This is a genomic window from Billgrantia endophytica (assembly GCF_002879615.1).
Taxonomy (GTDB): domain Bacteria; phylum Pseudomonadota; class Gammaproteobacteria; order Pseudomonadales; family Halomonadaceae; genus Halomonas; species Halomonas endophytica.
Genome location: NZ_PNRF01000020.1, coordinates 118,885 through 142,277, shown reverse-complemented (window position 1 = coordinate 142,277; position 23,393 = coordinate 118,885). Strand labels below are relative to the sequence as shown.

Below are 23,393 nucleotides of genomic sequence, written 5' to 3'. Positions count from 1 at the left end.
GGTCACGGTCAAAAGGAATCCCACTCTGCGGCCTCGTCGGTCGTATCGCGGGTAGACGAGCGCGAGGCCGCGGATGGTACGGGTGCGGTATGGCGCGATGGCGTGTCGTCCCGCGCGACTTCACGCCCTTGTCGTTCTTGGGTTGCCAGGGTGTAGCCGGCCACCAGGTCGGTGAGCAGGTTGGCCTGCTCCTCCAGGCGGCCGGCGGCCCCGGTGGACTCCGCCACCAGCGCCACGTTCTGCTGGGTCATGCGGTCGAGGTCGGCCACGGCGATATTGACCTGGTTGATGCCGTCGCTCTGCTCGTGGGCCGCCAGGCTGATCTCGCCCAGTACTTCGGTGACGCGAGCGATGCTGGCGACGATCTCGTCCATGGTCTTGCCGGCGGCGCGGGCCAGTTGGGTGCCGGCATCGACCCGCGTGCCGGAATCCTCGATCAGCACCTTGATCTCGCGGGCGGCCTCGGCGCTGCGCCCGGCGAGGTTGCGCACCTCGCTGGCGACCACGGCGAAGCCGCGACCCTGCACGCCGGCCCGGGCCGCCTCGACGGAGGCGTTGAGTGCCAGCAGGTTGGTCTGGAAGGCGATGCCGTCCACCACTTCGACGATCTCGCCGATCTTCTTCGAGGAGGCGGCGATCTCGTCCATGGTCGCCACCACCTGCCCGACCACCTCGCCGCCGCGATTGGCGACCTGGGAGGCGGTCTTGGAGAGCTGATCCGCCTCCTGGGCGGAATCCGCCGTCTGCGCCACGGTGCTGGTGATCTGCTCCATGGCCGAGGAGGTCTGTTGCAGGCTGGCGGCGGTGGTGTCGGTACGCGCGGCGAGGTGCCCGCTGCCATCGGCGATCTCGCTGGAGGTGACGCGTATCTGGCCACTGCTGTCGCGCACCTTGCTCAGCACCTCCTCCATCTTGGCCACGCAGCGGTTGAAGGCCGAGGCGATGCGCGAGACTTCATCGCGGCCACGCTCCGGCAGCCGCCGGGTCAAGTCGCCGTTGCCGGCGGCGATGCCCTCGGCGATACCATCGATGGCGCCGCGCATGGCCAGCAGCGGGGCGAAGATGCGCTTGAGCAGCACGCCGATGACCAGGGCGGTGATCGCCCCCACCAGGGCCAGGGTGATCAGCGCGCTGATCAGGATGCCGCGCAGCTCGGCGGTGGCCTCGGTGTGGTCCAGCGCCACCACCAGCGTCCAGCCGGTGCCGGCGCCCACCTCGGCGGCCTCCAGAAGGCGGGTGCGGCCGTCGATCTCCAGCGCCTGGGGAGTGTCGGTGGCCAGCAATGCGGTGATGTAGGCGGCGTCCAGCTCCGGGGCCAGTTCGGTGGTGGGCTCCAGGCTCAGGCGCTGATCGGGGTGCGCCACCAGGGTGCCGTCGGCCATGGCCAGCAGGAAGGCGAAGCTCGCCGGCGTGGGCGCGATCTCGCCCACGCTCTCGGCCAGTTCGTCGATGACGATGTCGCCGCCCACCACCGCGACCAGCGTGTCGCCGTCGAACACGGGGGTGGCAATGGTGACCATCAGCGCGCCGGTGCTGGCGCTGGCGTAGGGTCGGGTGACGATGGTGCCGCGCTCCTCCACCGCGTGCAGGTACCAGGGCCGCTCGCGGGGGTCGTAGCCGTCCGGGCGGGTCCAGCCCGGCGTGGTGATGACGAAGCCGCCATCGGCCGGCTCGGCGATGTAGGTGGCATGGAAGCCGCCGGATTCCATCCACTGGCGCAGGAAGGGCAGCGGCTCTTCGGCATCGCGCAGCGCCTCGGCGGCGGCCTCGGTCATCTGCATGCGCGCCTCCACCCACTGGCCGATGGTGCGGGCATTGCTCTGCGAGGTGAAGGCGAGCTGCTGCTCGATCCCCTCGTCGCTGAACGACTTGACGGTGAAATAGCTGGCAAGGCTGTTGATCACCAGGGCGAGCGCCACCACCAGCAGGGTGGCACCCAGGATGCGGGTACGGAGTGAAGAAGCCATGAATGGAAGTTTCCCTGCGTTGTTCGTTTTTGATGTTGATGCTATGCCGCCATGGTCCGCGTATTGGCAGAATGCAACCGAAACTTTAATCCACTGAATAAATTAATAACTACTTATGTATGGGAGAAGGCCAGGAAGGTCTCCTCATGGGCCTCCTCGGCACCGATGACAGTGCGCAACATGCCGTACATGCTTCCGATGAACTCATCGCTAACAGCACTCTCGTGCCACTGCCGCTCCTGTAAATCTGTGGGCGTTATTATCGGGGAAAAGGGCAAGGCACGGGGCGTCGTGTGACACTGCGTGACAATTCGTGTTCCTCGGTGAAATATCGTGCATAGGTGAGCAACCGCTCGCCGTGTCGCCTGCTCGCAAAGGTCAACACAGGCTGCCGTCCGTTAAATTCCTCTCCGCGCTTCCAGAAGCGAATAGGCAGCGCCTCCCCTACGAGGTCAGGTCCTTGACTCCATGGCGTCTTCCAGCTTCTCAAGCGGGAGCGGATCAAGCGGCAGATCTATTCGGCGCGGAATAGGTGCCTGCTTAGTAATAGATGGGCACCTACTGTCACGGGGTTTCGACGTCAGAGAAAGATGGGTTCACCGACCGGATACGAGGGTGGTGCCTCGGGATGGCTTGGGGGTGATCCCCTGCACGCCCGGCAAGGGGAAGTGCTAACCAATGGCAAGGGCGTCGTCTTCCGCAGGGGGAAATGTGAAGAAAGCCCGGCTACATGGCTGGGCTGAAGAAGGGCGGGAGCGGTGCTTACACCACGCCTTGCTCGATCATGGCATCGGCTACCTTGCGGAAGCCGGCGATATTGGCACCGAGCACCAGGTTCGCAGGCTCGCCAAACTCCTCGGCGGTGTCGGCACACTGCTTGTGAATATCGGCCATGACGGCCTTCAGCTTGGTGTCGACCTCTTCCAATGTCCACTGCTGCATGCTGCTGTTCTGGGCCATCTCGAGCTGGCTGGTGGCGACACCGCCGGCATTGGCGGCCTTGCCGGGGCCATAGGCGATCCTGGCTTCCAGGAAGCGGTCCACGGCGTCGGCGGTAGAGGACATGTTGGAGCCTTCGCTGATGCAGTGGATTCCGTTCTCCAGCAATGCCCGGGCATCGGCTTCCGTTACCTCGTTCTGAGTCGCGCTGGGGAAGGCGATATCACCGCGAATGCGCCATACCGCATGGCCGTCCGCCGGATAATCCTGGGCATCGATATAGGTGGCGTCCGGATGGTGTTCGACATACTGGCGCAGTGAGGCCCGCTTGACCTCCTTGAGCAGCTTTAGTGTCCCGAGGTCGATGCCTTCCGGATGGTGGATGGTGCCGCGAGAATCGGAGCAGGTGACCGGCCGACCACCGAGTTGGTAGAGCTTCTCGATGGTGTAGATGGCCACGTTGCCGGCGCCCGACACCAGGCAGGTCTTGCCTTGGATGCTGTCGTCGCGGGCCTCGAGCATGTTCTGGGCGAAGTAGACCGAGCCATAGCCGGTGGCTTCCTTGCGGCCGAGAGAGCCACCCCAGTTAAGGCCCTTGCCGGTGAGTACCCCTTCGTAGCGTCCGGTGAGGCGTTTGTATTGACCATACAGGTAGCCGATCTCGCGGGCCCCTGCGCCGATGTCGCCGGCCGGAACGTCGGTGGTGGGGCCGATGTGGCGATAGAGCTCGGTCATGAAGGACTGGCAGAAGCGCATGATCTCGCCGTCGGACTTGCCCTTTGGGTCGAAGTTCGAGCCGCCCTTGCCGCCGCCAATGGGCAGGCCGGTCAAGGCGTTCTTGAATATCTGTTCGAAGCCGAGGAACTTGACGATGCTGGCATTGACGCTGGGATGGAAGCGCAGGCCGCCCTTGTAGGGACCCAGTGCCGAGTTGAACTGGATGCGATAGCCCTTGTTGACCTGTACCCGGCCGGCGTCATCGGTCCAGCTGACCCGAAACATGATTTGGCGCTCGGGTTCGACGATGCGCTCGATGATGCTGTGCTGATGATAGCGGGGCACCGTATCGAGTAATGGACGCAAACACTCGAGCACTTCCTCGGCAGCCTGATAGAACTCGCTCTGGGCCGGACTGCTCTTTCTGAGCCCCTCTAGGGTGTCGTGCACGTAGGTCATGATGGATTTCCTGAAAGAAAGCGTGTGGGCGCCACTATAATCAAATGCACCATTATGCAGCAAATGCATGGCCCATGTTTGGATTAGACATTGATATGAGGCGAAATTGCTTCAAAAGTGGCGAAAGTTGTGCACCAAATAAACGCATTTGTTTTATTTAATAAACGATAAAAAAACGATGTGTCATGAAAACACAGCCTGGCACGAGGCTGATATCATGAAAGTCTCTGCATCCTTGGAGCGATGGCACTTGACCCTGACGAGACCGGCCCTGTTGTTTCCTGCCATTTCATTGCTGTTGCTGGCATACACCAATCGCTTGGCCCTGGCCCAAACCGGGGCCGAGATAAAGCCAGGGGAGGCGCCATGACATCCACGAAAGCGGCGAAGGGCATCTCACAGCCCATGGACCGGCTGCTTTTCTACTGTCGTCCTGGCTTCGAAGCTGACCTGGCGGCGGAAATCGTCTCGCATGCAGAAGCACTGGACTGGCGAGGGGAAGCCGAGTTCACCCGTTTGGGTGGCCATGTCGGTCTTCGGGTGGACGATGATCGGCCTGTCAATCAATTGCATCGAGCCCTGCCGCTTGAGCGACTGGTCTTCGCCCGACAGAACCTGGTCGCGTTGCCGCCTTTGACGCTTTCCCGGGAGAACAGGTTGGCGGCGGTGGTCGAGCAGGTGGTGAGCAGTGGCTGGAGCTTTGACTCGATCTGGCATGAAACGCCGGACACCAACGATGGAAAAGCGCTGTCGGGGCTGATCAAGGCGCTGACGCGCCCGCTCGAGTCAAGCCTGAAGAAGAAGGGCGCGCTGCGCCGAAAGGCGGCGGGCAGGCGGTTGCATCTGCTCTGGAGCGACGGTGATCGCGTCCAGATGGGGATGAGCTTTCCCGGTAACCGCAGTGAGCTCCCCGGCGGTATTCGTCGATTGCGCTTTCCTCACGGTGCGCCGAGTCGCTCTACCCTCAAGCTGGAGGAGGCCTGGCATGAATTCGTTCCTCGGGAGGAATGGGATGACAGGTTGGCCGAGGGCATGCAGGCTGCCGACCTGGGGGCGGCGCCGGGCGGTTGGACCTGGCAGCTGGTCCAGCGTGGGATGCACGTATTCGCCATCGATAACGGCCCGATGGACAAGGGGCTGATGGCGACAGGGATGGTGGAGCATCTGCGCGAGGATGGCTTCGCCTGGAAACCACCGTGCCGGTTGGACTGGCTTGTGTGCGATATCGTCGACCAGCCGTCACGGGTCGCGTCGATGGTGCAGCGCTGGCTGGAGAGGCGTTGGTGTCGTGAAGCGGTATTCAACCTGAAGTTGCCCATGAAGCGACGCTGGGAAGAGGTGGAGCGTTGCCTCTCGGGATTGGAGAATGCCCTGGGCGGTGCCGGCGTGCGGGCCAGGATCCGCTGCCGACATCTCTACCATGACCGTGAGGAGGTCACGGTGCATGTCCGGCTGCTGGACTGATGTTGCCCAGTCGGGTCAGCCATGCCAACCGGCCTAATAGGAAGGCTCATAGACACGAATGCTTTCGTCCTCGGTCAGCAGTGGCCAGATACGCTGCATGACGCGAGTACGTTCCTCGCTGTTGTACCATTCCTTCCAGGCTCGTAGATCCCGCCACTTGGTGATCATCAACCGTCGGTCGCTATGGCCCAGCTCCATCAGCGTCTCGCCGGCCACGAATCCCCTGGCGCCCAGTGACCAGCGAATGGCCTCGCGGGCCGCCTCCTCGTATTCCTCCTCTAGCCCGGGCATGATACGACGTTCGATAATGATCTTGATCATCTAGCTGCTCCCCTACACCGAGGTCGATCGATGGTAAACACTGCCAACTCTCTACCCGACTACCAGGCTGAACTGGACACCACCGGGCTCTACTGTCCGGAGCCCATCATGCTCATGCACAACAAGGTCAGGGACATGCGAGCCGGGGACGTTCTCAAGGTGGTGGCCACCGATCCGGCCACCACCCGTGACGTGCCGAAGTTTTGCAGCTTTCTGGGTCATGAGCTGCTTTCCCAGCAGGAGTCGGATGGTCATTATCTCTACTTTATCCGCTTAGGCTGATGTACCGCCAGTCCCGGGGAGCCGGGCGGGCCTGACCGGATCGACGGTCAAGCCCGACACCATCAGTGGGACGTCGGGGAACCGCCGGGAATGACCATGAGCGCCAAGGCCTCCAGGGTGGCCGGGTCCTGTTCGCGGATGCGATTGGCGATGCTTCGCTGGAAGAAGTAGACCATGCGGTGCCGGCTGTGGCCGGGGTACAGGCAGGGATCCCCGGGAAGAACCGGTGTGGAGTCGATGAGGGTCTCGTCGACCAGTAAGGCTTCAATGGTGCCATCGCTGTAGAGGCGCCAGCCAAATACCTGCTTGAGCTGCCAGGGGCTCTGGTCATCGTCTATGCAAAGGGCGTGGGTGCCGAGTGTATCCGGGAGTTGCTGGATCAGTGTGATCTCGCGAGTCTCCTCGTAATCAAAATAGGCGGCGGCATGTTCCAGCTCGGATTCCTTGTGTGGTGGCGCCATGTCCATCAGCTCTTCCGTTTCCGGATCTCGGTAGCCGATGAAGCAACCATGTTCGGAATCGTCCAGCAGATGGCATGGGGTAAGCGCCTCCATCCAGGGAACCAGGCCGACGACTTCGCCATTCTCGCGAAGGCCCCAGGCCAGAATCGGCATGCCGTAGAGGGACTCGGGATCGGAAGCGAGGCTGTAGACCATTTCCAGGCCATCCAGCTCCGGTGAAAGGCGCACCAGGCGTCGCTTGGCCTGTTGCTTCTGGCGCATCGTTTCCAGGTCGATGACCCGGGCAGGGCGGGGTGACATACCCATGTTCTCCCTCCAGATTTCGCATGGGCCGAGCTGCATGGTCACGGCTGCGGCAAGGCTGACGGGATCGACACCTACCTTCTCGTTCCACCAATAGCACAGACATGCCACACAAGTTAAGCCTGAAGCGCGATTTCATGGGCAGCGTTGGGTCAACGCTTGCCAATGTCGCAGGTGCTCGTCGTGAGCGTCACGAAAAGAGGGCAGTGGCGCATCGGGGTTATCCAACGATAGCCAGCGGTTGCGATACTCCGCGAAGGCTTGGGGAGGACCGACATGGCTTTCCAGCAACTCTTCGATGGCAATCAGCCAGCGGCTGGCCATCCCGTCGAGACTGTCCAGCCACTCGATGGCGGGCCCTATGGCAAAGGCCGCCTGCAGTTCGGTGCCTGATGCCTCCAGTCTGTGGCAGATTTCCGGATCTGAGAGACTGGCTTCGAGTAGCGTATTGGCCTCGCCAAGGCGCTGCTCGGCCAGCAGGAGGGCTCGTAATATCTCCGCGGTCAGCGGCCGGCGACGCAGGTTGTCGAGATGTCCCTCGAGCGTTGACGAATCATGCCGCCACTCCTGACTGAACTGGTTGAGGGTGGCATCGCGCAGCCACTCGATGGCTTCGAGCTGGTTGCCAATGGGATCGGCTTCCGTGGGATCGAGGGGGGCGCTGGCCCGGGAAAAGCTGCCGGTCCACTCGTCGGAATCGAACAGACTGTTCCAGCTTACCAGGGGCAACTGCTCCGTCTTGGTCCTGGTGAGCCATTCGAGGCGTTCGCGGCTGGCGTCGGAGAGCGCGTCCGGTACCTCGCTGTGCCAGCAGGCATGCAGGCGTTTCCAGAGCTCCAGCTCATAGATCCAGCGCTGGCTGGGCTGTGCGACCCGGCCAAGCTGACTGTTGCGTTCGGCGACCAGGGAGGTGATCCGGCATTCGCGCAGCGCATAGATATTGAGCATGCCGTCACGGGTCTCGGGGATATCATGCAGGCGTTCACGTCGCTCGGGAAAGGCGCCGATATTGATGGGATCGGAGGGCTGTGGTTCTGACGTCCCCAGTGCTTCGGCAAGATCGTTCTGGTAGCGGATCAGCAGAGTGTCCCCTCCACCACGACCATCACAGCCAGCCAGCAGCGCCGCCAGCATGAGCGCACGGGCGGCTTCAACTGCTGGAAACCTCGTTCTCTCCATGCGCCACTCCGTTCGCCATGCGCCTCAATCGCTCGCCCAGCAGCAATGCCGCTACGGTGAGCCCGGCTATCAGGCCGATCCAGTAGCCATGCACTCCGAGGGGTTCGGTCCAGCCGAACAGGCCTTGCATGCCAAGCCAGTGTCCACCACCCAGGCCTACCAGCCAGTAGGCGACCAGGGTGATCATCATGATCACCCGGGTATCCTTGTAGCCGCGTAGAGCCCCGGCCAGGTTGACCTGCAGTGAGTCGGAAACCTGATAGATCATCGCCAGTATGACCAGCGAAAGCGCCAGGCGTTGCACCGATACGTCGTGGGTATAAAGAGCGATGACTGGCTCGGCAGTAAACCACAGCAGCAGGCTGTTGATACCGGCTATCAACAGGCAGATGGCGATGCCGTTCCAGGCCACCAGGCGCGCGAAGGCGGGGCGGCCCTGTCCCAGGGTATTTCCGACGCGGACCGTCAGCGCCATGCTGAGCGAAAGCGGCAGCATGAACAGGAGTGAGGTGTAGTTCAGTGCCACCTGATGGGCGGCTACCGTCACCTCACCCAGGCTGGCGATGAATAGCGAGATCAGCGTAAACAGAGTGACTTCGACGAATATCGCCACGCCGATGGGTACGCCGACGTAGAGCAACTCGGCGATCATCTTCCAGCGGGGAGGAGAGGGAGAATGCCACAGCTCGACGTCTCCGTAGGCCCGTGAACGGCGGGTGTAGGCAATCATCGCCAGGCTCATCACCCACATGGAGATCGCGGTGGCGATGCCGCACCCGAAGGCGCCTAGCGCAGGGAGCATCTGCACCCAGGCGGGCAGCCAATCCCCGAACAGGTTGGTGAGCCCTTCGCCGCCATAGATCAGCAGATAATTGCTGGGTATGTTCACGGCCAGCCCCACCAGGCTGATCCACAGGGAAGGGCGCGTATGATTCATGCCATCCGAGAAGGCGCGCAGAGCCTGAAACAAGGCCACGCCGGGCATGCCGAAGGCCACGGCGGAAAGGTAGGCGGCCGACCGCCTTGCCACTTCGTCGGGCACCTCCATCAGGCGGAAGATCGGCATTACCGAGTACCGCAGCAGCAGGGCGGCCACCAGGCCGAGGGCGAGGGCGACCCACAGTGCCTGGTGTACGTTGGGACGGATACGACCAGTGGTACCGCCGCCCAGCAGCTGGGCAACGATGGGGGTCAGCCCCATCAGGGTGCCGGTCATGAACAGCATCAGGGGCAGCCAAAGGCTGGCGCCCACGGAGACCGCGGCCAGGTCGGTGGCGCTGAGACGGCCTGTCATCATGACATCGGCGACGCTCATGCCGGCCTGGGCCAGTTGGGCGCCACAGATCGGTAGGGCCAGGGCGATCAGCGGCCGCGTTTCCTTGCGGCTGGCACTGACGAGATCGGTAAAGAAGGTTGCCAAAGGTGATGCTCCATGCAAGCAATACACAGGCCGTCATGACGTGGCGAAGCTGCGTCGCCACAACCGAGGGGATCGGTTATGTTAGCAACTGCCGGTGGTTTTCGCCCGGTGTGTCGCTTGCTTGCAATGGACCCTTCTCAATCACCCGGAGTCAACGTGACCCACCGACTCGATGACGTGATCGCGCTGTTCGATGGCCTCTTCCACGACACGTTCAATACTCGACTGGTGCGCGGGGGCGACGAGCCCCTGTATCGGCCGGCTGACGCTGGCTGCCCCTTTCACCGGGTGATCTTTGCCCGGGGTTTCTTTGCCAGCACCCTGCACGAGGTAAGCCATTGGTGCATAGCCGGTGAGTACCGCCGGACGCTGGTGGACTATGGCTACTGGTATCTGCCTGACGGTCGCGATGCCGATCAGCAGCGGGCCTTCGAAGCGGCAGAAATCTCCCCCCAGGCCCTCGAGATGCTGTTCTCGCAGGCCTGTGGACGACAGTTCCACGTCAGTGTCGACAACCTGGGTGGCGAGGTGGAGGTGGATCGTGATGCCTTCCGTGCACGGGTCGAGGCGAGGGCCGCACGCTACGACCGTGAAGGTCTGCCGGCCCGGGCGGAGGCGTTCCGGGTCGCGCTGGCGGCGTACTATCGTGAAGGCCTGAGCCTGGAAGAATCCATCGTGCTGGGGCGGCATCAACCGGTGGCGCCGAGCCCGGCCTGAGCCCAGGCCTCCCTTCCCAGCGCCAGGAGCGGAGCCAGCGCTGGAGAGGCGTGGCGTGCCGGATAGGCCACCCCGATGATCTGGTGGATCGGCAGGCCCTCCACGGGTCGGCACTGGACGTCCGGGCGGGCCAGGATGTCCGGCCAGGCCGGTACCAGGGAGGCCCCGACCCCGGCGGCAACCAGTCCCAGGGTATATTCGATGGTTCTCAGGCGTGCCCGCACCTGACAACGCAACCCCGCCTCGTTGAGCGCGAGGGCCAACTGCTCCATGGCGGCGCAGGGGTGACGCCAGATGAAGGGCAAGCCATCCAGTTCATTCAGTGAGACCGTCGCTTGCGACGCCAGGGGATGCCCTTCCGGCAATGCCAGGCGATAGCTGTCGTGCCAGATGGGCTGAAAGCATTCGGTGGTGACCAGGTCCTGCTCGCCGATGATGCGGGCGTCGCATCGTTCTTCGGGGTTGACCAGGGTCAGTGCCAGATTGTCGCCTCGGTTGATGTATTCCTTCAGCAGATCGGTCATGCGATGGGCGCCCAGCGAGCGCATCAGCCCCAGACGAATCGGTGTGGGCGGCGACGGGGTGTGAAACAGTCGGCCGATGGCATCCAGATCCTCGCTGACCTGGCGCGCCAGGGGATAGAGCCGTTGTCCCTCTTCGGTAGGCGTGATACCGCGACGATGTCGTTCGAACAGCGGCGTGCCCAGTCGCTCCTCGAGTTGAAGCAGCGCGGTGGAAATCGAAGGCTGTGCCACATGACAGCGGCGGGCGGCAGCGCTGATCGATCCGCTCTCATAGGCCGCGATAAAGTAGCGCAGGCTGCGCACATCCATAGGGCATTCCTATACCTGGTGCAGGATAACAATATTATCCCTTCGGCAGGCGGGCGCGCTAGGCTATGAGCATTCGCGGGACAGGCGCATGTCGTCCTTCGCGTCTCTTTTTGTCCTATCCGACTACTGCGACGGGAGCCATCTATCGTGGTCGAACCCCTGCCCCAGGAGAAACGCTTCTTCTCCGCCCTGCACTCCGGCGACTGGCCCGAGCCACGACAGGCCTGGACGCTCGACGACGTCGGGCTCGATCCTGGCGAGCTGGCCGAGTTGTTCGAGACCCAACTGATGAGCCGGCACCTCGACCTGCATGCCCGTCGATTGCAGGCCAGGGGCGAAGCCTTCTATACCATCGGCAGCGCCGGTCACGAGGGCAACGCCGCCATCGCCCGGGCGTTTCGTCCCACCGATCCCGCCTTCCTGCACTATCGCGATGCGGCCTTCCTGCTGCAGCGCAGCCGGAGCGTGCCGGGCCAGACGCCGCTCTGGGACCTGCTGCTGAGCTTTGCCGCCTCGGCGGACGATCCGGTTTCCGGTGGTCGCCACAAGGTACTGGGTTCGAAGGCGCTCCATGTTCCGCCCCAGACCAGTACCATCGCCTCGCATCTCCCCAAGGCGGTCGGAGCGGGCTACAGCCTCGGCCTCTGGCGGCGCCTGGGCGGTGGCGGGGAGTGGCCAGCCGACAGCGTGGCGGTCTGCAGCTTCGGCGATGCCTCCTTCAACCATTCAACCGCGCAGGGCGCCTTGAATGCCGCCGGCTGGGCCGCCTACCAGGGGGCGCCAATGCCGCTCGTCATGGTCTGCGAGGACAACGGCATCGGCATTTCCACTCCCACGCCCGATGGCTGGATAGCAGCCAGCATGCGTTCGCGCCCCGGCTTCCATTACCTGAGCTGCGACGGCCTCGACCTGCTTGATACCTGGCGTGCGGCCCGCGAGGCGGCACGCATTGCCCGCAGCCGCAAGCAGCCGGTATTCCTGCACATGCACTGTGTGCGATTGTTCGGCCATGCAGGCTCCGATGCCCAGCAGGCCTATATGACGCCGCAACGCATCAAGGCCGACGAGGCTCGCGATCCGCTACTGGTCAGCGCCGGACTGCTCCAGCGCCATGGCGTGCTCGACAATGCAGAGATCGGCGCCCTCTATCGGGCGGTGGGCGAGCGTGTGGCCCATGTCGCCGAAGAGGCGATACGGCGCCCCAAGCTGGAAACCGCCTCGCAGGTCATGGCCAGCATCGTGCCGCCGTCGCGTCCCGGGCGTCAGCGGACCTGGGAAGGGGAGGTCGAGTCATCGCCGGCGCCCATGGCGAAGCTGCTCAACCAGTCGCTGCAGCGGCTGATGAGCTGCTACCCCCATCTGGTGATGGCCGGCGAGGATATCGGGCGCAAGGGGGGCGTCTACGGTGTTACCCAGAAGCTTCAGGCACAGTTCGGACCTCATCGGGTGATCGACACCCTGCTCGACGAACAGAGCATTCTGGGGCTTGGCATCGGGCTTGGCCACAATGGACTGGTGCCGATACTGGAGATCCAGTTCCTCGCTTACCTGCACAACGCCGAAGACCAGTTGCGTGGCGAGGCCGCCACCCTGAGCTTCTTCTCCAACGGCCAATACACCAATCCCATGGTGGTTCGTATTGCCGGGCTGGGCTACCAGAAGGGCTTCGGCGGTCACTTCCACAACGATAATGCCATCGCCGTGCTGCGCGATATCCCGGGGTTGCTGGTCGCCTGTCCTTCCAACGCCGCCGATGCGGTGGGCCTGCTGCAGGAGGCGGTGCGCCTGGCCGACGAGGAACAACGTGTCGTGGTCATGCTGGAGCCCATCGCGCTCTATCATAACCGTGACCTGCTCGAAGAGGGCGACCAGCAGTGGTGCTTCGCCGATCCGGGACCGAATCATCGCCTGCCGGTAGGCGAGCTGGGCCAGTGGGGGGCAGGGCGTGAGCTCGCTATCATCACCTATGGCAACGGGGTCTATCTCTCCCGTCAGGCCGCCTTGCGCCTGGAGGCCGAGGGGATTGCCCTGCGTATCGTCGATTTGCGCTGGCTGACCGCCATCGACCATGACGCCGTGTATCGCCACATAGCAGGCTGCGACCAGGTTCTGGTGGTGGACGAATGCCGGCGCAGCGGCTCGCTCAGCGAGGAGTTGATCACCGCCCTGATCGAACGGGGCGTGGACGGGAGTCGTCTCCACCGGCTCACGGCCGAGGACAGCTTCATTCCGCTGGGCCGGGCCGCGACGGTGACCCTGCCCTCGGTAGACGCCATTGCCGAACGGGCGCGGCGTGCCGTCGCCAGGGCTGGCACCAATGGCCGGAATGTGGCCGATGACCCGGCAACGGTAGAGCCGGCCGGCAAGGTTTCGGCAGGGAGCGACAGCGAATGAGCCAGGCCAGTACCGCATCGAATGCCACATCGGCTCGGGAACGACTACTGATCGTCTGCCCCGGGCGCGGCACCTACAATGCGCCCGAGTGGGGCACCCTGGCGCGTCATGCGGCAGGTACCGAGTGGCTGGCACGCTTCGATGCGCAGCGTCGGAAGGCGGGCATGCCGAGCCTGAGCGAGCTGGACGGCGAAATACCCTTTCGCCAGAGCCTGCATGGAAGGGGCGAACATGCCTCGCCGCTGATCTATGCCTGCGCCCTGGCGGACATGCTGGCCATCGACCCAGAACGCTACGAGGTGGTCGCTGTCACCGGCAACTCCATGGGCTGGTACATCGCGCTCGCCGGCGGTGGCGCCCTGGGGTACGAGGATGCCCACCACCTGATCGGCACCATGGGCCAGATGATGCAGGAAACCCTTGTCGGAGGGCAGGTGCTCTACCCCTGGGTAGACGAGCAGTGGCGGCCGCAGTGGTCGCTTCGCCGTGACCTGCTGGCGCTGGTCGATCAACTGCACGGCGAGCAGGGAGCGCAGCTTTTCCTTTCCATCGACCTGGGCGGCATGCTGGTGTTTGGCGGCAACGAAGCCGGGCTGGCAAGGCTGGCCGAAGCCTTGCCGCCTCAGGAACGCTTTCCCATGCGCCTGCATCAGCATTCGGCCTTTCACACGCCGCTGCAGCAGGAAGTGAGGGAGGCTGCCCGCAAGCGACTCACCGATGGCCCCTTCCAGGCACCGAGGCTGCCTCTGATCGATGGGCGCGGACATATCTGGTCGCCATGGAGCAGTGATCCTCATGCGCTATGGGACTATACCCTCGGTGAACAGCTTGTCGCCCCCTATGATTTCACCACGGCGCTTCGGGTCGGGGTGAGGGAGTTTGCGCCGGATCGTATCGTCATTCCCGGCCCGGGCGCCACGCTGGGCGGCGCCACGGCCCAGGCGCTGATCCAACTGGGCTGGAAGGGACTGGACAGCAAGAAAACCTTCCAGGCTCGCCAGGCCGAAGATCCCTGCTTGATCAGCATGGGCATTCCGGCACAGCGGGAGTGGCTGTTGCGGTGAAGGATATTCCGCCGGCCGCTATTCCACGAGGCCCAGACGCTGGTGGAGCCGCAGCATGACTTCGACCTCGTGTTCGGGCCGCATCGGTTCGAGCCCCATCTCGCCGAACAGGTCGTTGCGTGCACGGCTCCACTCACCATTGGCCAGGCCGGGATAGAGGCTGTCGGCCGGTGCCAGTTCGACGAAGGGATCCAGGCCGTAGGTGTCGAACAGCCGGGCCAAGGCGGCCTCGTCATCGCTGATACCGGCGGTGAACAGCGTGGCATTGAAGTGGTCGTTCTCCAGCTCGCGGATCACATCCAGGGGGCTGGCACCGAAGCTGGTCAGCTCTTCCATGCTGTAGCCATTCAAGGCGTTCATCTCATCGCTGAGCCAGTCGTCATCGGGCTGGATCAGGGTGTGCTTGATGCGTCCGTCGGGAAGCACCCAGGCAATTGCCAGGGGCAGGTCGCTGTCGTCACCGGTTTCCACGGCGATGAATCCGGGAATGTCGGCCATATCAATCGTTCTCCTGCTGATGAGCGCCAGCGTCAGGTAGGCCGTCGGCGGCTGCCAGGCGGAAAAAGGCCCGAGCGGTATCGGTAGTGGCGCGGGCCAGCTCGGCTTCACCGATATTACGCCAGTGGGCGATCTCTCGTACGATCCAGGGCAGCAGGGCCGGCTCGTGTCGTCTGCCCTTGAGTTTGGCAGGTAAGTTGCGAGGTAGCAGGTAGGGGCAGTCGGTTTCCACCATCAGACGATCGAGGGGAATCTCGCCGACCAGCTCGCGCAGGTGGTGGCCGCGACGCTCGTCGCAGAGCCAGCCAGTCAGGCCGATGTGCAGGTCGAGGTCGAGGTAGCCATAGAGGGTGTCGCGATCGGCGGTGAAGCAGTGGATGACGGCATCACCGATGTCGTCACGCCAGGCATGGAGGATCTCCCGCATGCGCTTTCCCGCGTCGCGCTCATGCACGAAAAGCGGCTTGCCGCTCTCCACCGCCAGACCCAGCTGCGCCTCGAAGGCCCTTTCCTGCTCCGCGGGAGTCGAGAGGTTGCGGTTGAAATCCAGTCCGCACTCACCCACCGCCACGACTTCGGGCTGCTGGTGCAGGTCGCGCATGGCCCCTTGCAAGGCAGGGTCCCAGCGGCTGGCATCGTGAGGATGGACCCCGGCGGTGGCATAGAGGCCGGTATGGCGCCGCGCCAGTTCCACGGCCTGCTCGGCATGCTCGCGGTCGGTGCCGGTCAGGATCAGGTGGGTCACGCCGGCCATGCGGGCACGTGCCAGCACCGCGTCGAGATCACGGGCGAAGCTTTCATGGGTCAGATTGGCGCCGATATCCACCAGCGGGGCGGGGGAGCGAAAGCGCAGCGCCTCGGGCAGAAAATCATCGCAGGTCTCGGCCGGGTCAACCAAGGCAGAACTCCTCGTGTCATCGGGGCAACAGGCCCCTTTCCTCAGGGTGCGCCGTATTGTACAGGACCACGCCGAGCCGGCCATGCGTTACACTAGCCGCCTTGATGACTGGATGAGGTGATCGCGTGACCCTGCTACGTCTGGAAAGGCTGCAATTGGCCTATGGCAACCATGTCCTGCTCGATGGCGCCGATCTGGTACTGGAGAGGGGAGAACGACTGGCATTGGTGGGTCGCAACGGCACCGGCAAGTCGACGCTGCTCAAGCTGGTGGCCGGCGAGATCCTACCCGACGGAGGCAGCATATGGCGCGCGCCGGGGCTGAAGATCGGCGTGCTGGCCCAGGACCTGCCATCGGCTTCCGGCGAAACCATCTTCGACGTGGTGGCGGAAGGGTTGCCGCAGGCCGGCAAGCTGCTCGCCGAGTATCACCACCTGGTCCAGGATCCCGATCCCGACATGAACCGTATGGCCCAGCTCCAAACCCGGCTGGAGGCCATCGACGGCTGGTCCTTCCATCAGCGCATCGATGTGGTGCTGACCCGCCTCGGGTTGCCTGCCGACGATGAAATGGCGTCGCTTTCGGGTGGTTGGCGCCGTCGCGTGGCCCTGGCTCGCGCCCTGGTCGCGGACCCCGACCTGCTGCTGCTCGACGAGCCCACCAACCACCTGGACCTGGACACCATCGCCTGGCTGGAAGAGCAGCTTGCCGTCTTCAGCGGTTCAGTGCTGTTCATTACCCACGACCGGGCCTTTCTGTCGAAGTTGGCCACCGCGATTCTCGAACTCGACCGTGGCCACCTGGGCCGGTATCCCGGCGACTATGCGAAATATCAGGAGCAGAAGTCCCACGAGCTGGAAGTCGAAGCGAGGGAGCACGCCGAGTTCGACAAGAAACTTGCCCAGGAGGAAGCGTGGATTCGCCAGGGGATCAAGGCCCGACGGACCCGTAACGAAGGCCGGGTACGAGCCCTCGAGCAGTTGCGTCGGGATCGCAGCCAGCGCCGTGAGCGCCAGGGCAAGGCCAGCCTCAGCGTGGATAGCGGCGAGCGCAGTGGCAAGCGTGTCGTCGAACTCAAGAACGTCACCCATCGTTTCGACGACGAAGTGGTGATTCGCGATCTCAGCCTGGAGATCCAGCGCGGCGATCGCATCGGCCTGATCGGCCGCAACGGGGCCGGCAAGACCACCCTGCTCAAGATCCTGCTCGGCGAGCTCGAGCCGAGCGAGGGGGAAGTGCGTCTCGGCACCAACCTCCAGGTGGCCTATTTCGATCAGCTGCGCGCCGGGCTCGAGCCGGCCAAGAGCGTTTACGACAACGTGGCCCAGGGCAGCGATCGGGTCACCGTGGGTGGCAAGGACAAGCACGTCATCAGCTATCTGCAGGATTTCCTGTTCACCCCCGAGCGTGCCCGCCAGCCGGTCAAGGCGCTCTCCGGCGGGGAGTCCAACCGCCTGCTGCTGGCCAAGCTGTTCACCCAGCCTGCCAACGTACTGGTGCTCGACGAGCCGACCAATGACCTCGATGTCGAGACGCTGGAGCTACTGGAAGAACTGCTGCTCAACTTCGAGGGCACCCTGCTGCTGGTTTCCCACGACCGGGCCTTCATGGACAACGTGGTGACCGGGGTGCTGGCCTTCGAGGGGGAGGGCCGGGTGCGCGAATACGTGGGTGGCTACACCGACTGGGTGCGTCAGGGCGGCACGCTGCCGCCGGCCCCCTGGGAAGGGGCGGCTCGCCAGGGTATCGAACCCGTGAGCGAAGCCCCCGATCGGACCAGGGGCGTCGACAAGCCCCAGGCCGCGGCGGCGAAGAAGCCCGTCAAGCTTTCCTACAAGCTCCAGCGTGAGCTCGATGGCCTGCCGGCGCTGATCGAGACCCTCGAGGCCGACGTGGCCCGGCTCGAAGACCAGGTAGGCGACCCGGGTTTCTATCAGCAGGCTGCCGACAGCGTTGCTACCACCCTGCAGGCGCTCAGCGACAAGCAGGCCGAGCTGGAAACCGCCATGGAGCGATGGATGGAATTGGAGGCGATGGCGGCAGGGGAGTGAGAACGGTGTCGCCGACCTTGGCGGCGGCACCAGGATGTCCTTCGACGGTCACTCCTCGCTGCTTTCGCCCTTCCTGCCGACGCGTACGGCCAGCACGTCGCACTGGGCGCCATGCAGGACGCCGGTAGAGGTGGAGCCCAGCAGCAGGGCAAAGCCATGACGGCCATGGGAGCCGACGACGATCAGGTCCACGCTGTGCTCTTCGGCGAAGCGGTGGATCTCGGTGTCGGGCATGCCGACCACCACATGCTGGTTTTCCTTGGCGATATGGGAATCGGCGATTTCGGCCAGGCGCTGCTTGGCATGCTCGTCGAGCTGATCCTGGATACTGGTGAGATCCATGGGGATATCACCGCCATAGGCAAAGCCCAGCGGTTCCAGCGTATGCATGATCGACAGCTTCGCCTGGTTGCGCTCGGCGATCTGTATGGCACGCTCGAGCACCCTGTGCGAATCCTTGGTCAGATCGACGGCGACCAGGATATGACGATATTCATTGCTCATGGCAGGCTCCTGCGAAACGGCACGGTTGTGATGAACATGCCTTCACTCTAGGACGGCTGCCGAGCCAAGACAACGACTTGCGTCAAGATTTAGTCAGGAGGCACCGATGGTTTGGGCAATGATAGTGGCCGTGCTGCTGCTGATGGTCGCACCGGTGATGTGGCTCAAGCCGAGTACGCGACAGCGACGTATCGCGCCACTGCGCAATGCGGCCGCCAAGGCGGGGGTAAAGGTGAAGCTGGAGAAGCCGCCGCTGCACGGTATCGATACCGCCATGCCGGGTTATCGTTGGCACTATCCCCGCGAATGTCCCGGCCCGCATTTCCTGCTGGTAAGGGACAGCGACGCCAGCCAGGCCCTGAAGCCCTGTGTCGCTGGCTGGCGTTGGAGAGTCGAGCCGCTGCGGCCGCTGCCGGAGGAGGCCCGTGAGCCACTGGAAGCGTTGCTGATGCGGTTGCCTCAGGATGCGCTGGTGGTCGAGTCGAACGAGTACGGCATTACCCTCTGGTGGTGGGAATCGCAGGGCGCGGAGCGGTTCTTGACCTATGTGGAGGATTTCCGACAGGTCCGTGATGCTCTCGCCGGACGTGCCGACCGGCCTCCGGCCACTCGAGCCTTCGGTGGCGGCGAAAGGCCGGCGCCTGACTGAGGCTCGTCAGCGCCGCTTGTCATGTCCACCCTCAGCTATCGCTTTCGCGAGCCTGAATCGCCAGTCCATTGTCTTCGATATGGGCCAGCAGGGAGTCGAGGTGCTTGATGTCCTCGTCGCTCAGCCCTGACAGCATCTCGCGTCTCGCCTGGGTCACCACCTCATCGATCTGTTCCAGGAGCGGTGTGGCCTCTGGGGTCAGGAAGACCCGCTTGGTTCGACGATCCTGCTCGCTGGGACGCCTCTCGATCAGGCCCTGTTCGGAGAGTTGGTCCAGCGTACGCACCAGTGATGGCGCCTCGACACCGATAGCGCGAGCCAGGTCGCACTGGGGTTGGCCATCGCCGAGATGCCAGAGGTGGTAGAGCGTGACCCAGCGTGTCTGGGTCAGACCCAGGGGAGCCAGTCGCTGATCGATGATGGCCCGCCATAGTCGTGGCAGGCGGGACAGTCGGAAGCCGATGTTCTGGTGCATGGGACTCCGCAATTGCGTTGAATTTGCCGAATTGTCCGGAGGCCTGCCGTGTAATGCAACCCAAAAGGTTGGAAGACCGTTGGCTCGCTCTGTTACTGAGGTTCACTCGCAGGTATCTCTTCTGCTGCCGGATGTGACGTTTCCTCACTCGATTCCCGGCTTTCAGCCGGGGTCGGTTCCGGCTGTGGCTGTGTGCCCGGCAAGGGCTGTCCCGGTTCCGTGTCGCGCTGGCCAGGTCGGTTACCCGGCACCAGCCATCGCAGGTCCAGTCCGGCCAGCCCTGTCGGTGGAGCGACCCGTCCATCGGCCAGGGTGGCTTGCTCGGCATCATCCGATACCGTGAAGCGCAGTACTCCGATACGCTGTCCACTGTCTGTCATGACATCGATCCGCCAGTTGCCGGCGGGGTGCTGCGGAAAATTGAGCTTGTGCGACCAGGCACGATAGCCCTCCTGTCGACCGCCATGGATGGAAAGTGGCACCCGGTCGATCAATTCTCCTTCGTGGCGCCACTCATGCACGATTTCCTCGCGTAGCCCTCGGGGTGCACGGATGGCCGTATAGGCGTAAAGCCCCTGGGTACCGAGCGCATCCGGGGTCAGGCGGGCGCTACCCTGAGGGCTACGAGCCGAGGCATCGAAGCCTGGCGACAGTGCGCTGGCCGAAATCCACAGGTTGGCTGGCGGGACCCAGACGCGGCCTGCCCAGGCCAGGGCTGCCAGCAGTGGCAGTAACGTCAGAACGGCTGCACAGCGCCGTGCTGACATTGGCCGAAGCAGCTGCCACAGGCTAGGCAGGCTGAAGATCACCATGGCCGCCAACGCCAACTTCAGGCTTTGGCCGGTGGTCAATTGCAGCATCAGCGGAAGGGTGACCAGTACCACCAGGAAGACGCACTGGGCGTGAAAGGCGAAGTAGAGCCAGCGTGCTCGCTCGGCCAGCTTGTAGTAAAGCGGGTCGAGAATGGAAAACACCGCCATGCCCAATACCAGCAGGGCGAAGAGCCCCTGACCGCTGGCCCATACGGTGGTGGCGAGCACGAACGGGAGACAGAAGAACAGCGTCTCCTGGTGCACCATCTGGGCAATGAAGGTAGCCACCCCCCGCGGCAGGTCGGGATGGCCACGGCGGGCCAGTAACCGTCCAATCAAGCTCTCGGAGAGCAGCAGCACCCAGGCCAGCAGCATGCTCAGGGCGAGCACTGCCCCCAGCCATTGCTGACGCTCCACCAGGAAAAAACTGCCTACTCCCGCAGCAAAGGCAATGGGGGGCCACAGCCAGCTCCACGGGCGAACGCGCTCCACTATCCGTACGATACGGGTGTGGAAACGCTGGACTCGAAGCGAGGGGCTGGAAGCCGGCGGGGGAGCCGCGGCGGGCATGCGCATCAGCAATACCGTGGAGTCGAGAGGACCATGGAGACGGGAACGCCGTAAAACGGTACGGGGCTATCCTATCAGTACCTGCCGCCTCGAGCATCGATGCGCTGCCCATGCTAGACCATTGGTGTGGAAGCTGGGGCTTGACGTACCGGCTGGAGTGCACCAAGCTTCCAGAAATCAAACGGCCGTATGAAACCGGGCACTCCTCCAACGCCAACCTCTGTGTGGAGATTCGTGGATGATTTATCAAGGCAATGCCATCACGGTGGCACGCAACGGCGACGACATCGCCATGCTCACCTTCGACCTGAAGGATGAGTCCATCAACAAGCTGTCCAGCGCGGTAGTGGCCGAACTGGATGAAGCCGTCAAGGCGATCTCGGACCAGAGTGGCCTCAAGGGGCTGGTGATCGGTAGCGGAAAGGATGTCTTCATCGTAGGCGCCGATATCACCGAATTCCATGGTCTGTTCGACAAGGGCGAGGAATACCTGGTCGAAATGAATCTCAAGGTCCATGACATCTTCAATGTCATCGAGGATCTGCCGTTCCCCACGGTGACGGCCATCAACGGCCTCGCACTCGGCGGCGGCTGCGAAGTCGTGCTCACTACCGATTTCCGTGTCATGGGCGAGAAAGCGAAGATCGGCCTGCCCGAGACCAAGCTGGGCATTCTGCCGGGCTGGGGTGGCTGCGTGCGTCTGCCGCGCCTGATCGGCGCCGACAACGCCATCGAATGGATCGCCGGTGGCTCCGAGAACCGGGCCGATGCCGCCCTCAAGGTCGGTGCCGTGGATGCCGTCGTTCCAACGGACCAGCTCGAGGCGGCGGCGCTGGACATCCTGGCCCGCGCCAATCGCGGTGAACTGGATTACCAGGCGCGGCGTGACGAGAAGAAGGGGCCGCTGAAGCTCAACGCCATCGAACAGATGATGGCCTTCGAGACCGCCAAGGGCTACGTGGCCGGCAAGGCGGGACCGCACTACCCGGCACCCATCGATGCCATCAAGGTCATCCAGAAGGGCGCCGGAGAGGAGCGTGGCCGCGCCCAGGCCATCGAGGCCAAGGCGTTTGCCAAGCTGGCGCTGAGCAGCGTCGCCTTCAACCTGGTGGGCCTGTTCCTGAACGACCAGGTAGTCAAGAAGAAGGGCAGCAAGTACGAAAAGCAGGCGCAGCCGGTCAAGCAGACCGCCGTGCTGGGCGCCGGCATCATGGGTGGCGGCATCGCCTACCAGAGCGCTTCGAAGGGCATCCCGATCCTGATGAAGGACATCAAGGAAGAAGCCATCGAGCTCGGTCTCAAGGAAGCCCGCAAGCTGTTCGCCAAGCAGACCGAGCGCGGCAAGCTGACGACCGAGCAGATGGCCGAGAAGCTGGCCAACATTCGTCCGACCCTTTCCTATGGCGACTTCGGCCACGTCGACCTGGTGGTCGAAGCCGTCGTCGAGAACCCCAAGGTCAAGGACGCGGTGCTGGCCGAGGTGGAAGGCCTGATCGGCGAAAACACGATCCTGACCTCCAATACCTCCACCATCTCGATCAATCGCCTGGCCGAGAATCTCAAGCGCCCCGAGAATTTCTGCGGCATGCACTTCTTCAACCCGGTGCACCGCATGCCGTTGGTCGAAGTGATCCGCGGCGAGAAGAGCAGTGACGCCGCCGTGGCCGCCACCGTGGCCTACGCCCGCGCCATGGGCAAGACCCCCATCGTGGTCAACGACTGCCCGGGGTTCCTGGTCAACCGCGTGCTGTTCCCCTATTTCGGCGGCTTCAATTTCCTGGTCGAACAGGGAGCGGACTTCCAGCGCATCGACAAGGTCATGGAGACGTTCGGCTGGCCCATGGGCCCGGCCTACCTGCTCGACGTGGTGGGCATGGACACCGCAGTACACGCCGGCGAAGTGATGGCCGAAGGCTTTCCCGAGCGCATGGCGCAGATGGATGGCAAAGAGAGCAAGACGGCCATCCAGGTGATGGTCGAGAACGAGCGCCTGGGCCAGAAGAACGACAAGGGTTTCTACGCCTACGAGGAAGACAGGAAAGGCAAGCCGAAGAAGGTCAGCGACGATGCTGCCCATGACCTGGTCAAGCAGGTGGTCAAGGGGCAGAAGACATTCTCCGACGAGGATATCGTCGCCCGCATGATGGTGCCGCTGTGCCTGGAGACCGTGCGCTGTCTGGAGGACGGTATTGTCGAGACGCCGGCCGAAGCCGACATGGCATTGATCTACGGCATCGGCTTCCCGCCGTTCCGCGGCGGTGCCCTGCGTTACATCGATGCCATGGGTGTGGCTGAGTTCGTCAAGCTGGCCGAGGGCCTGGCCGAGGAGCTGGGGCCGCTCTACGCCCCCACCGACAAGCTGCGCAAGATGGCTGAAGCCGGCGAGCGCTTCTACAGCTGACCCACCACGAAAAGG

At 63.6% G+C, this 23,393-nt stretch carries 20 protein-coding genes; 8 read left to right on the top strand and 12 right to left on the bottom strand.

From position 1 onward, the window contains the following. Window positions 1-8 precede the first annotated feature (8 nt). Window positions 9-1,967: a methyl-accepting chemotaxis protein gene (locus tag C1H69_RS10765; RefSeq protein WP_102653401.1), complete on the bottom strand. Its 1,959-nt coding sequence runs from the start codon at window positions 1,965-1,967 to the stop codon at window positions 9-11. Window positions 1,968-2,729: 762 nt separating this feature from the next. Next, a complete protein-coding gene (gdhA, locus tag C1H69_RS10760; protein WP_102653400.1) occupies window positions 2,730-4,082 on the bottom strand; it encodes an NADP-specific glutamate dehydrogenase in 1,353 nt (450 codons plus the stop codon). A gap of 366 nt (window positions 4,083-4,448) precedes the next feature. On the opposite strand from gdhA, the gene rlmM reads away from it, so the two are divergent. Then, the gene (rlmM, locus tag C1H69_RS10750) at window positions 4,449-5,546 is read left to right on the top strand and encodes a 23S rRNA (cytidine(2498)-2'-O)-methyltransferase RlmM (protein ID WP_240609906.1); all 1,098 of its coding nucleotides are present in this window, start codon (window positions 4,449-4,451) and stop codon (window positions 5,544-5,546) included. 33 nt (window positions 5,547-5,579) lie between these two features. Here rlmM and C1H69_RS10745 read toward each other — a convergent pair whose 3' ends face one another. Continuing rightward, window positions 5,580-5,867, bottom strand: a complete 288-nt coding sequence (locus tag C1H69_RS10745) for an antibiotic biosynthesis monooxygenase family protein (RefSeq protein ID WP_102653398.1) — start codon at window positions 5,865-5,867, stop codon at window positions 5,580-5,582. 30 nt (window positions 5,868-5,897) lie between these two features. On the opposite strand from C1H69_RS10745, the gene tusA reads away from it, so the two are divergent. After that, window positions 5,898-6,149: a sulfurtransferase TusA gene (tusA, locus tag C1H69_RS10740; protein WP_102653397.1), complete on the top strand. Its 252-nt coding sequence runs from the start codon at window positions 5,898-5,900 to the stop codon at window positions 6,147-6,149. A gap of 62 nt (window positions 6,150-6,211) precedes the next feature. On the opposite strand, the gene C1H69_RS10735 is transcribed toward tusA, so the two are convergent. The 3 genes from C1H69_RS10735 to C1H69_RS10725 all read right to left on the bottom strand — a co-directional run bounded on the left by C1H69_RS10735 (window position 6,212) and on the right by C1H69_RS10725 (window position 9,512). Beyond that, complete coding sequence (locus tag C1H69_RS10735) at window positions 6,212-6,916, bottom strand: hypothetical protein (RefSeq protein ID WP_102653396.1); 705 nt, start codon at window positions 6,914-6,916, stop codon at window positions 6,212-6,214. A gap of 132 nt (window positions 6,917-7,048) precedes the next feature. Next, window positions 7,049-8,092 carry a DUF3080 family protein gene (locus C1H69_RS10730; RefSeq protein ID WP_240609905.1) on the bottom strand — a complete coding sequence of 348 codons (1,044 nt, stop codon included), beginning with the start codon at window positions 8,090-8,092 and terminating at the stop codon, window positions 7,049-7,051. Further along, window positions 8,064-9,512, bottom strand: a complete 1,449-nt coding sequence (locus C1H69_RS10725; protein ID WP_102653394.1) for an MATE family efflux transporter — start codon at window positions 9,510-9,512, stop codon at window positions 8,064-8,066. Before C1H69_RS10725 ends, C1H69_RS10730 begins: the two co-directional genes overlap by 29 nt. A gap of 156 nt (window positions 9,513-9,668) precedes the next feature. On the opposite strand from C1H69_RS10725, the gene C1H69_RS10720 reads away from it, so the two are divergent. Beyond that, window positions 9,669-10,229 (top strand): elongation factor P hydroxylase, encoded by a 561-nt coding sequence (locus tag C1H69_RS10720; RefSeq protein WP_102653393.1) that lies wholly within the window; start codon window positions 9,669-9,671, stop codon window positions 10,227-10,229. Here the strand turns inward: C1H69_RS10720 and C1H69_RS10715 are convergent. Then, window positions 10,202-11,062 carry a LysR family transcriptional regulator gene (locus C1H69_RS10715; protein ID WP_102653392.1) on the bottom strand — a complete coding sequence of 287 codons (861 nt, stop codon included), beginning with the start codon at window positions 11,060-11,062 and terminating at the stop codon, window positions 10,202-10,204. The two genes, C1H69_RS10720 and C1H69_RS10715, sit on opposite strands and share 28 nt — an antisense overlap. A gap of 147 nt (window positions 11,063-11,209) precedes the next feature. Between C1H69_RS10715 and C1H69_RS10710 the strand changes: the two genes are divergently transcribed. Beyond that, window positions 11,210-13,456: a thiamine pyrophosphate-dependent enzyme gene (locus C1H69_RS10710; RefSeq protein WP_338066169.1), complete on the top strand. Its 2,247-nt coding sequence runs from the start codon at window positions 11,210-11,212 to the stop codon at window positions 13,454-13,456. Next, window positions 13,453-14,520 (top strand): ACP S-malonyltransferase, encoded by a 1,068-nt coding sequence (locus tag C1H69_RS10705; protein ID WP_102653391.1) that lies wholly within the window; start codon window positions 13,453-13,455, stop codon window positions 14,518-14,520. Before C1H69_RS10710 ends, C1H69_RS10705 begins: the two co-directional genes overlap by 4 nt. Window positions 14,521-14,538: 18 nt before the next feature. Here C1H69_RS10705 and C1H69_RS10700 read toward each other — a convergent pair whose 3' ends face one another. After that, window positions 14,539-15,018, bottom strand: a complete 480-nt coding sequence (locus tag C1H69_RS10700) for a hypothetical protein (protein ID WP_102653390.1) — start codon at window positions 15,016-15,018, stop codon at window positions 14,539-14,541. A gap of 1 nt (window position 15,019) precedes the next feature. Further along, window positions 15,020-15,916, bottom strand: coding sequence for a TatD family hydrolase (locus tag C1H69_RS10695; protein WP_240609904.1), 897 nt, complete (start codon window positions 15,914-15,916; stop codon window positions 15,020-15,022). A gap of 125 nt (window positions 15,917-16,041) precedes the next feature. On the opposite strand from C1H69_RS10695, the gene C1H69_RS10690 reads away from it, so the two are divergent. Beyond that, complete coding sequence (locus tag C1H69_RS10690) at window positions 16,042-17,967, top strand: ATP-binding cassette domain-containing protein (RefSeq protein ID WP_102653388.1); 1,926 nt, start codon at window positions 16,042-16,044, stop codon at window positions 17,965-17,967. Window positions 17,968-18,015: 48 nt separating this feature from the next. Here C1H69_RS10690 and C1H69_RS10685 read toward each other — a convergent pair whose 3' ends face one another. After that, complete coding sequence (locus tag C1H69_RS10685; RefSeq protein ID WP_102653387.1) at window positions 18,016-18,471, bottom strand: universal stress protein; 456 nt, start codon at window positions 18,469-18,471, stop codon at window positions 18,016-18,018. 106 nt (window positions 18,472-18,577) lie between these two features. Between C1H69_RS10685 and C1H69_RS10680 the strand changes: the two genes are divergently transcribed. Next, complete coding sequence (locus C1H69_RS10680; RefSeq protein ID WP_102653386.1) at window positions 18,578-19,120, top strand: preprotein translocase subunit YajC; 543 nt, start codon at window positions 18,578-18,580, stop codon at window positions 19,118-19,120. Window positions 19,121-19,151: 31 nt separating this feature from the next. On the opposite strand, the gene slyA is transcribed toward C1H69_RS10680, so the two are convergent. Beyond that, window positions 19,152-19,595: a transcriptional regulator SlyA gene (slyA, locus tag C1H69_RS10675; RefSeq protein WP_102653385.1), complete on the bottom strand. Its 444-nt coding sequence runs from the start codon at window positions 19,593-19,595 to the stop codon at window positions 19,152-19,154. A 92-nt stretch (window positions 19,596-19,687) separates the two neighbouring features. Next, window positions 19,688-20,983, bottom strand: coding sequence for a DUF5924 family protein (locus C1H69_RS10670; RefSeq protein ID WP_240609903.1), 1,296 nt, complete (start codon window positions 20,981-20,983; stop codon window positions 19,688-19,690). 232 nt (window positions 20,984-21,215) lie between these two features. Here C1H69_RS10670 and fadB point away from each other — a divergent pair, with 232 nt between their 5' ends. Next, window positions 21,216-23,378 (top strand): fatty acid oxidation complex subunit alpha FadB, encoded by a 2,163-nt coding sequence (gene fadB, locus C1H69_RS10665; RefSeq protein WP_102653384.1) that lies wholly within the window; start codon window positions 21,216-21,218, stop codon window positions 23,376-23,378. Window positions 23,379-23,393 lie beyond the last annotated feature (15 nt).

Coding starts and splice junctions, on each gene's coding strand:
- C1H69_RS10765 (WP_102653401.1), bottom strand. CDS start 1,967: ATGGCTTCTTCACTCCGTACCCGCATCCTGGGTGCCACCCTGCTGGTG.
- gdhA (WP_102653400.1), bottom strand. CDS start 4,082: ATGACCTACGTGCACGACACCCTAGAGGGGCTCAGAAAGAGCAGTCCG.
- rlmM (WP_240609906.1), top strand. CDS start 4,449: ATGACATCCACGAAAGCGGCGAAGGGCATCTCACAGCCCATGGACCGG.
- C1H69_RS10745 (WP_102653398.1), bottom strand. CDS start 5,867: ATGATCAAGATCATTATCGAACGTCGTATCATGCCCGGGCTAGAGGAG.
- tusA (WP_102653397.1), top strand. CDS start 5,898: ATGGTAAACACTGCCAACTCTCTACCCGACTACCAGGCTGAACTGGAC.
- C1H69_RS10735 (WP_102653396.1), bottom strand. CDS start 6,916: ATGGGTATGTCACCCCGCCCTGCCCGGGTCATCGACCTGGAAACGATG.
- C1H69_RS10730 (WP_240609905.1), bottom strand. CDS start 8,092: ATGGAGAGAACGAGGTTTCCAGCAGTTGAAGCCGCCCGTGCGCTCATG.
- C1H69_RS10715 (WP_102653392.1), bottom strand. CDS start 11,062: ATGGATGTGCGCAGCCTGCGCTACTTTATCGCGGCCTATGAGAGCGGA.
- C1H69_RS10705 (WP_102653391.1), top strand. CDS start 13,453: ATGAGCCAGGCCAGTACCGCATCGAATGCCACATCGGCTCGGGAACGA.
- C1H69_RS10700 (WP_102653390.1), bottom strand. CDS start 15,018: ATGGCCGACATTCCCGGATTCATCGCCGTGGAAACCGGTGACGACAGC.
- C1H69_RS10685 (WP_102653387.1), bottom strand. CDS start 18,471: ATGAGCAATGAATATCGTCATATCCTGGTCGCCGTCGATCTGACCAAG.
- C1H69_RS10680 (WP_102653386.1), top strand. CDS start 18,578: ATGGTTTGGGCAATGATAGTGGCCGTGCTGCTGCTGATGGTCGCACCG.
- slyA (WP_102653385.1), bottom strand. CDS start 19,595: ATGCACCAGAACATCGGCTTCCGACTGTCCCGCCTGCCACGACTATGG.
- C1H69_RS10670 (WP_240609903.1), bottom strand. CDS start 20,983: ATGCGCATGCCCGCCGCGGCTCCCCCGCCGGCTTCCAGCCCCTCGCTT.
- fadB (WP_102653384.1), top strand. CDS start 21,216: ATGATTTATCAAGGCAATGCCATCACGGTGGCACGCAACGGCGACGAC.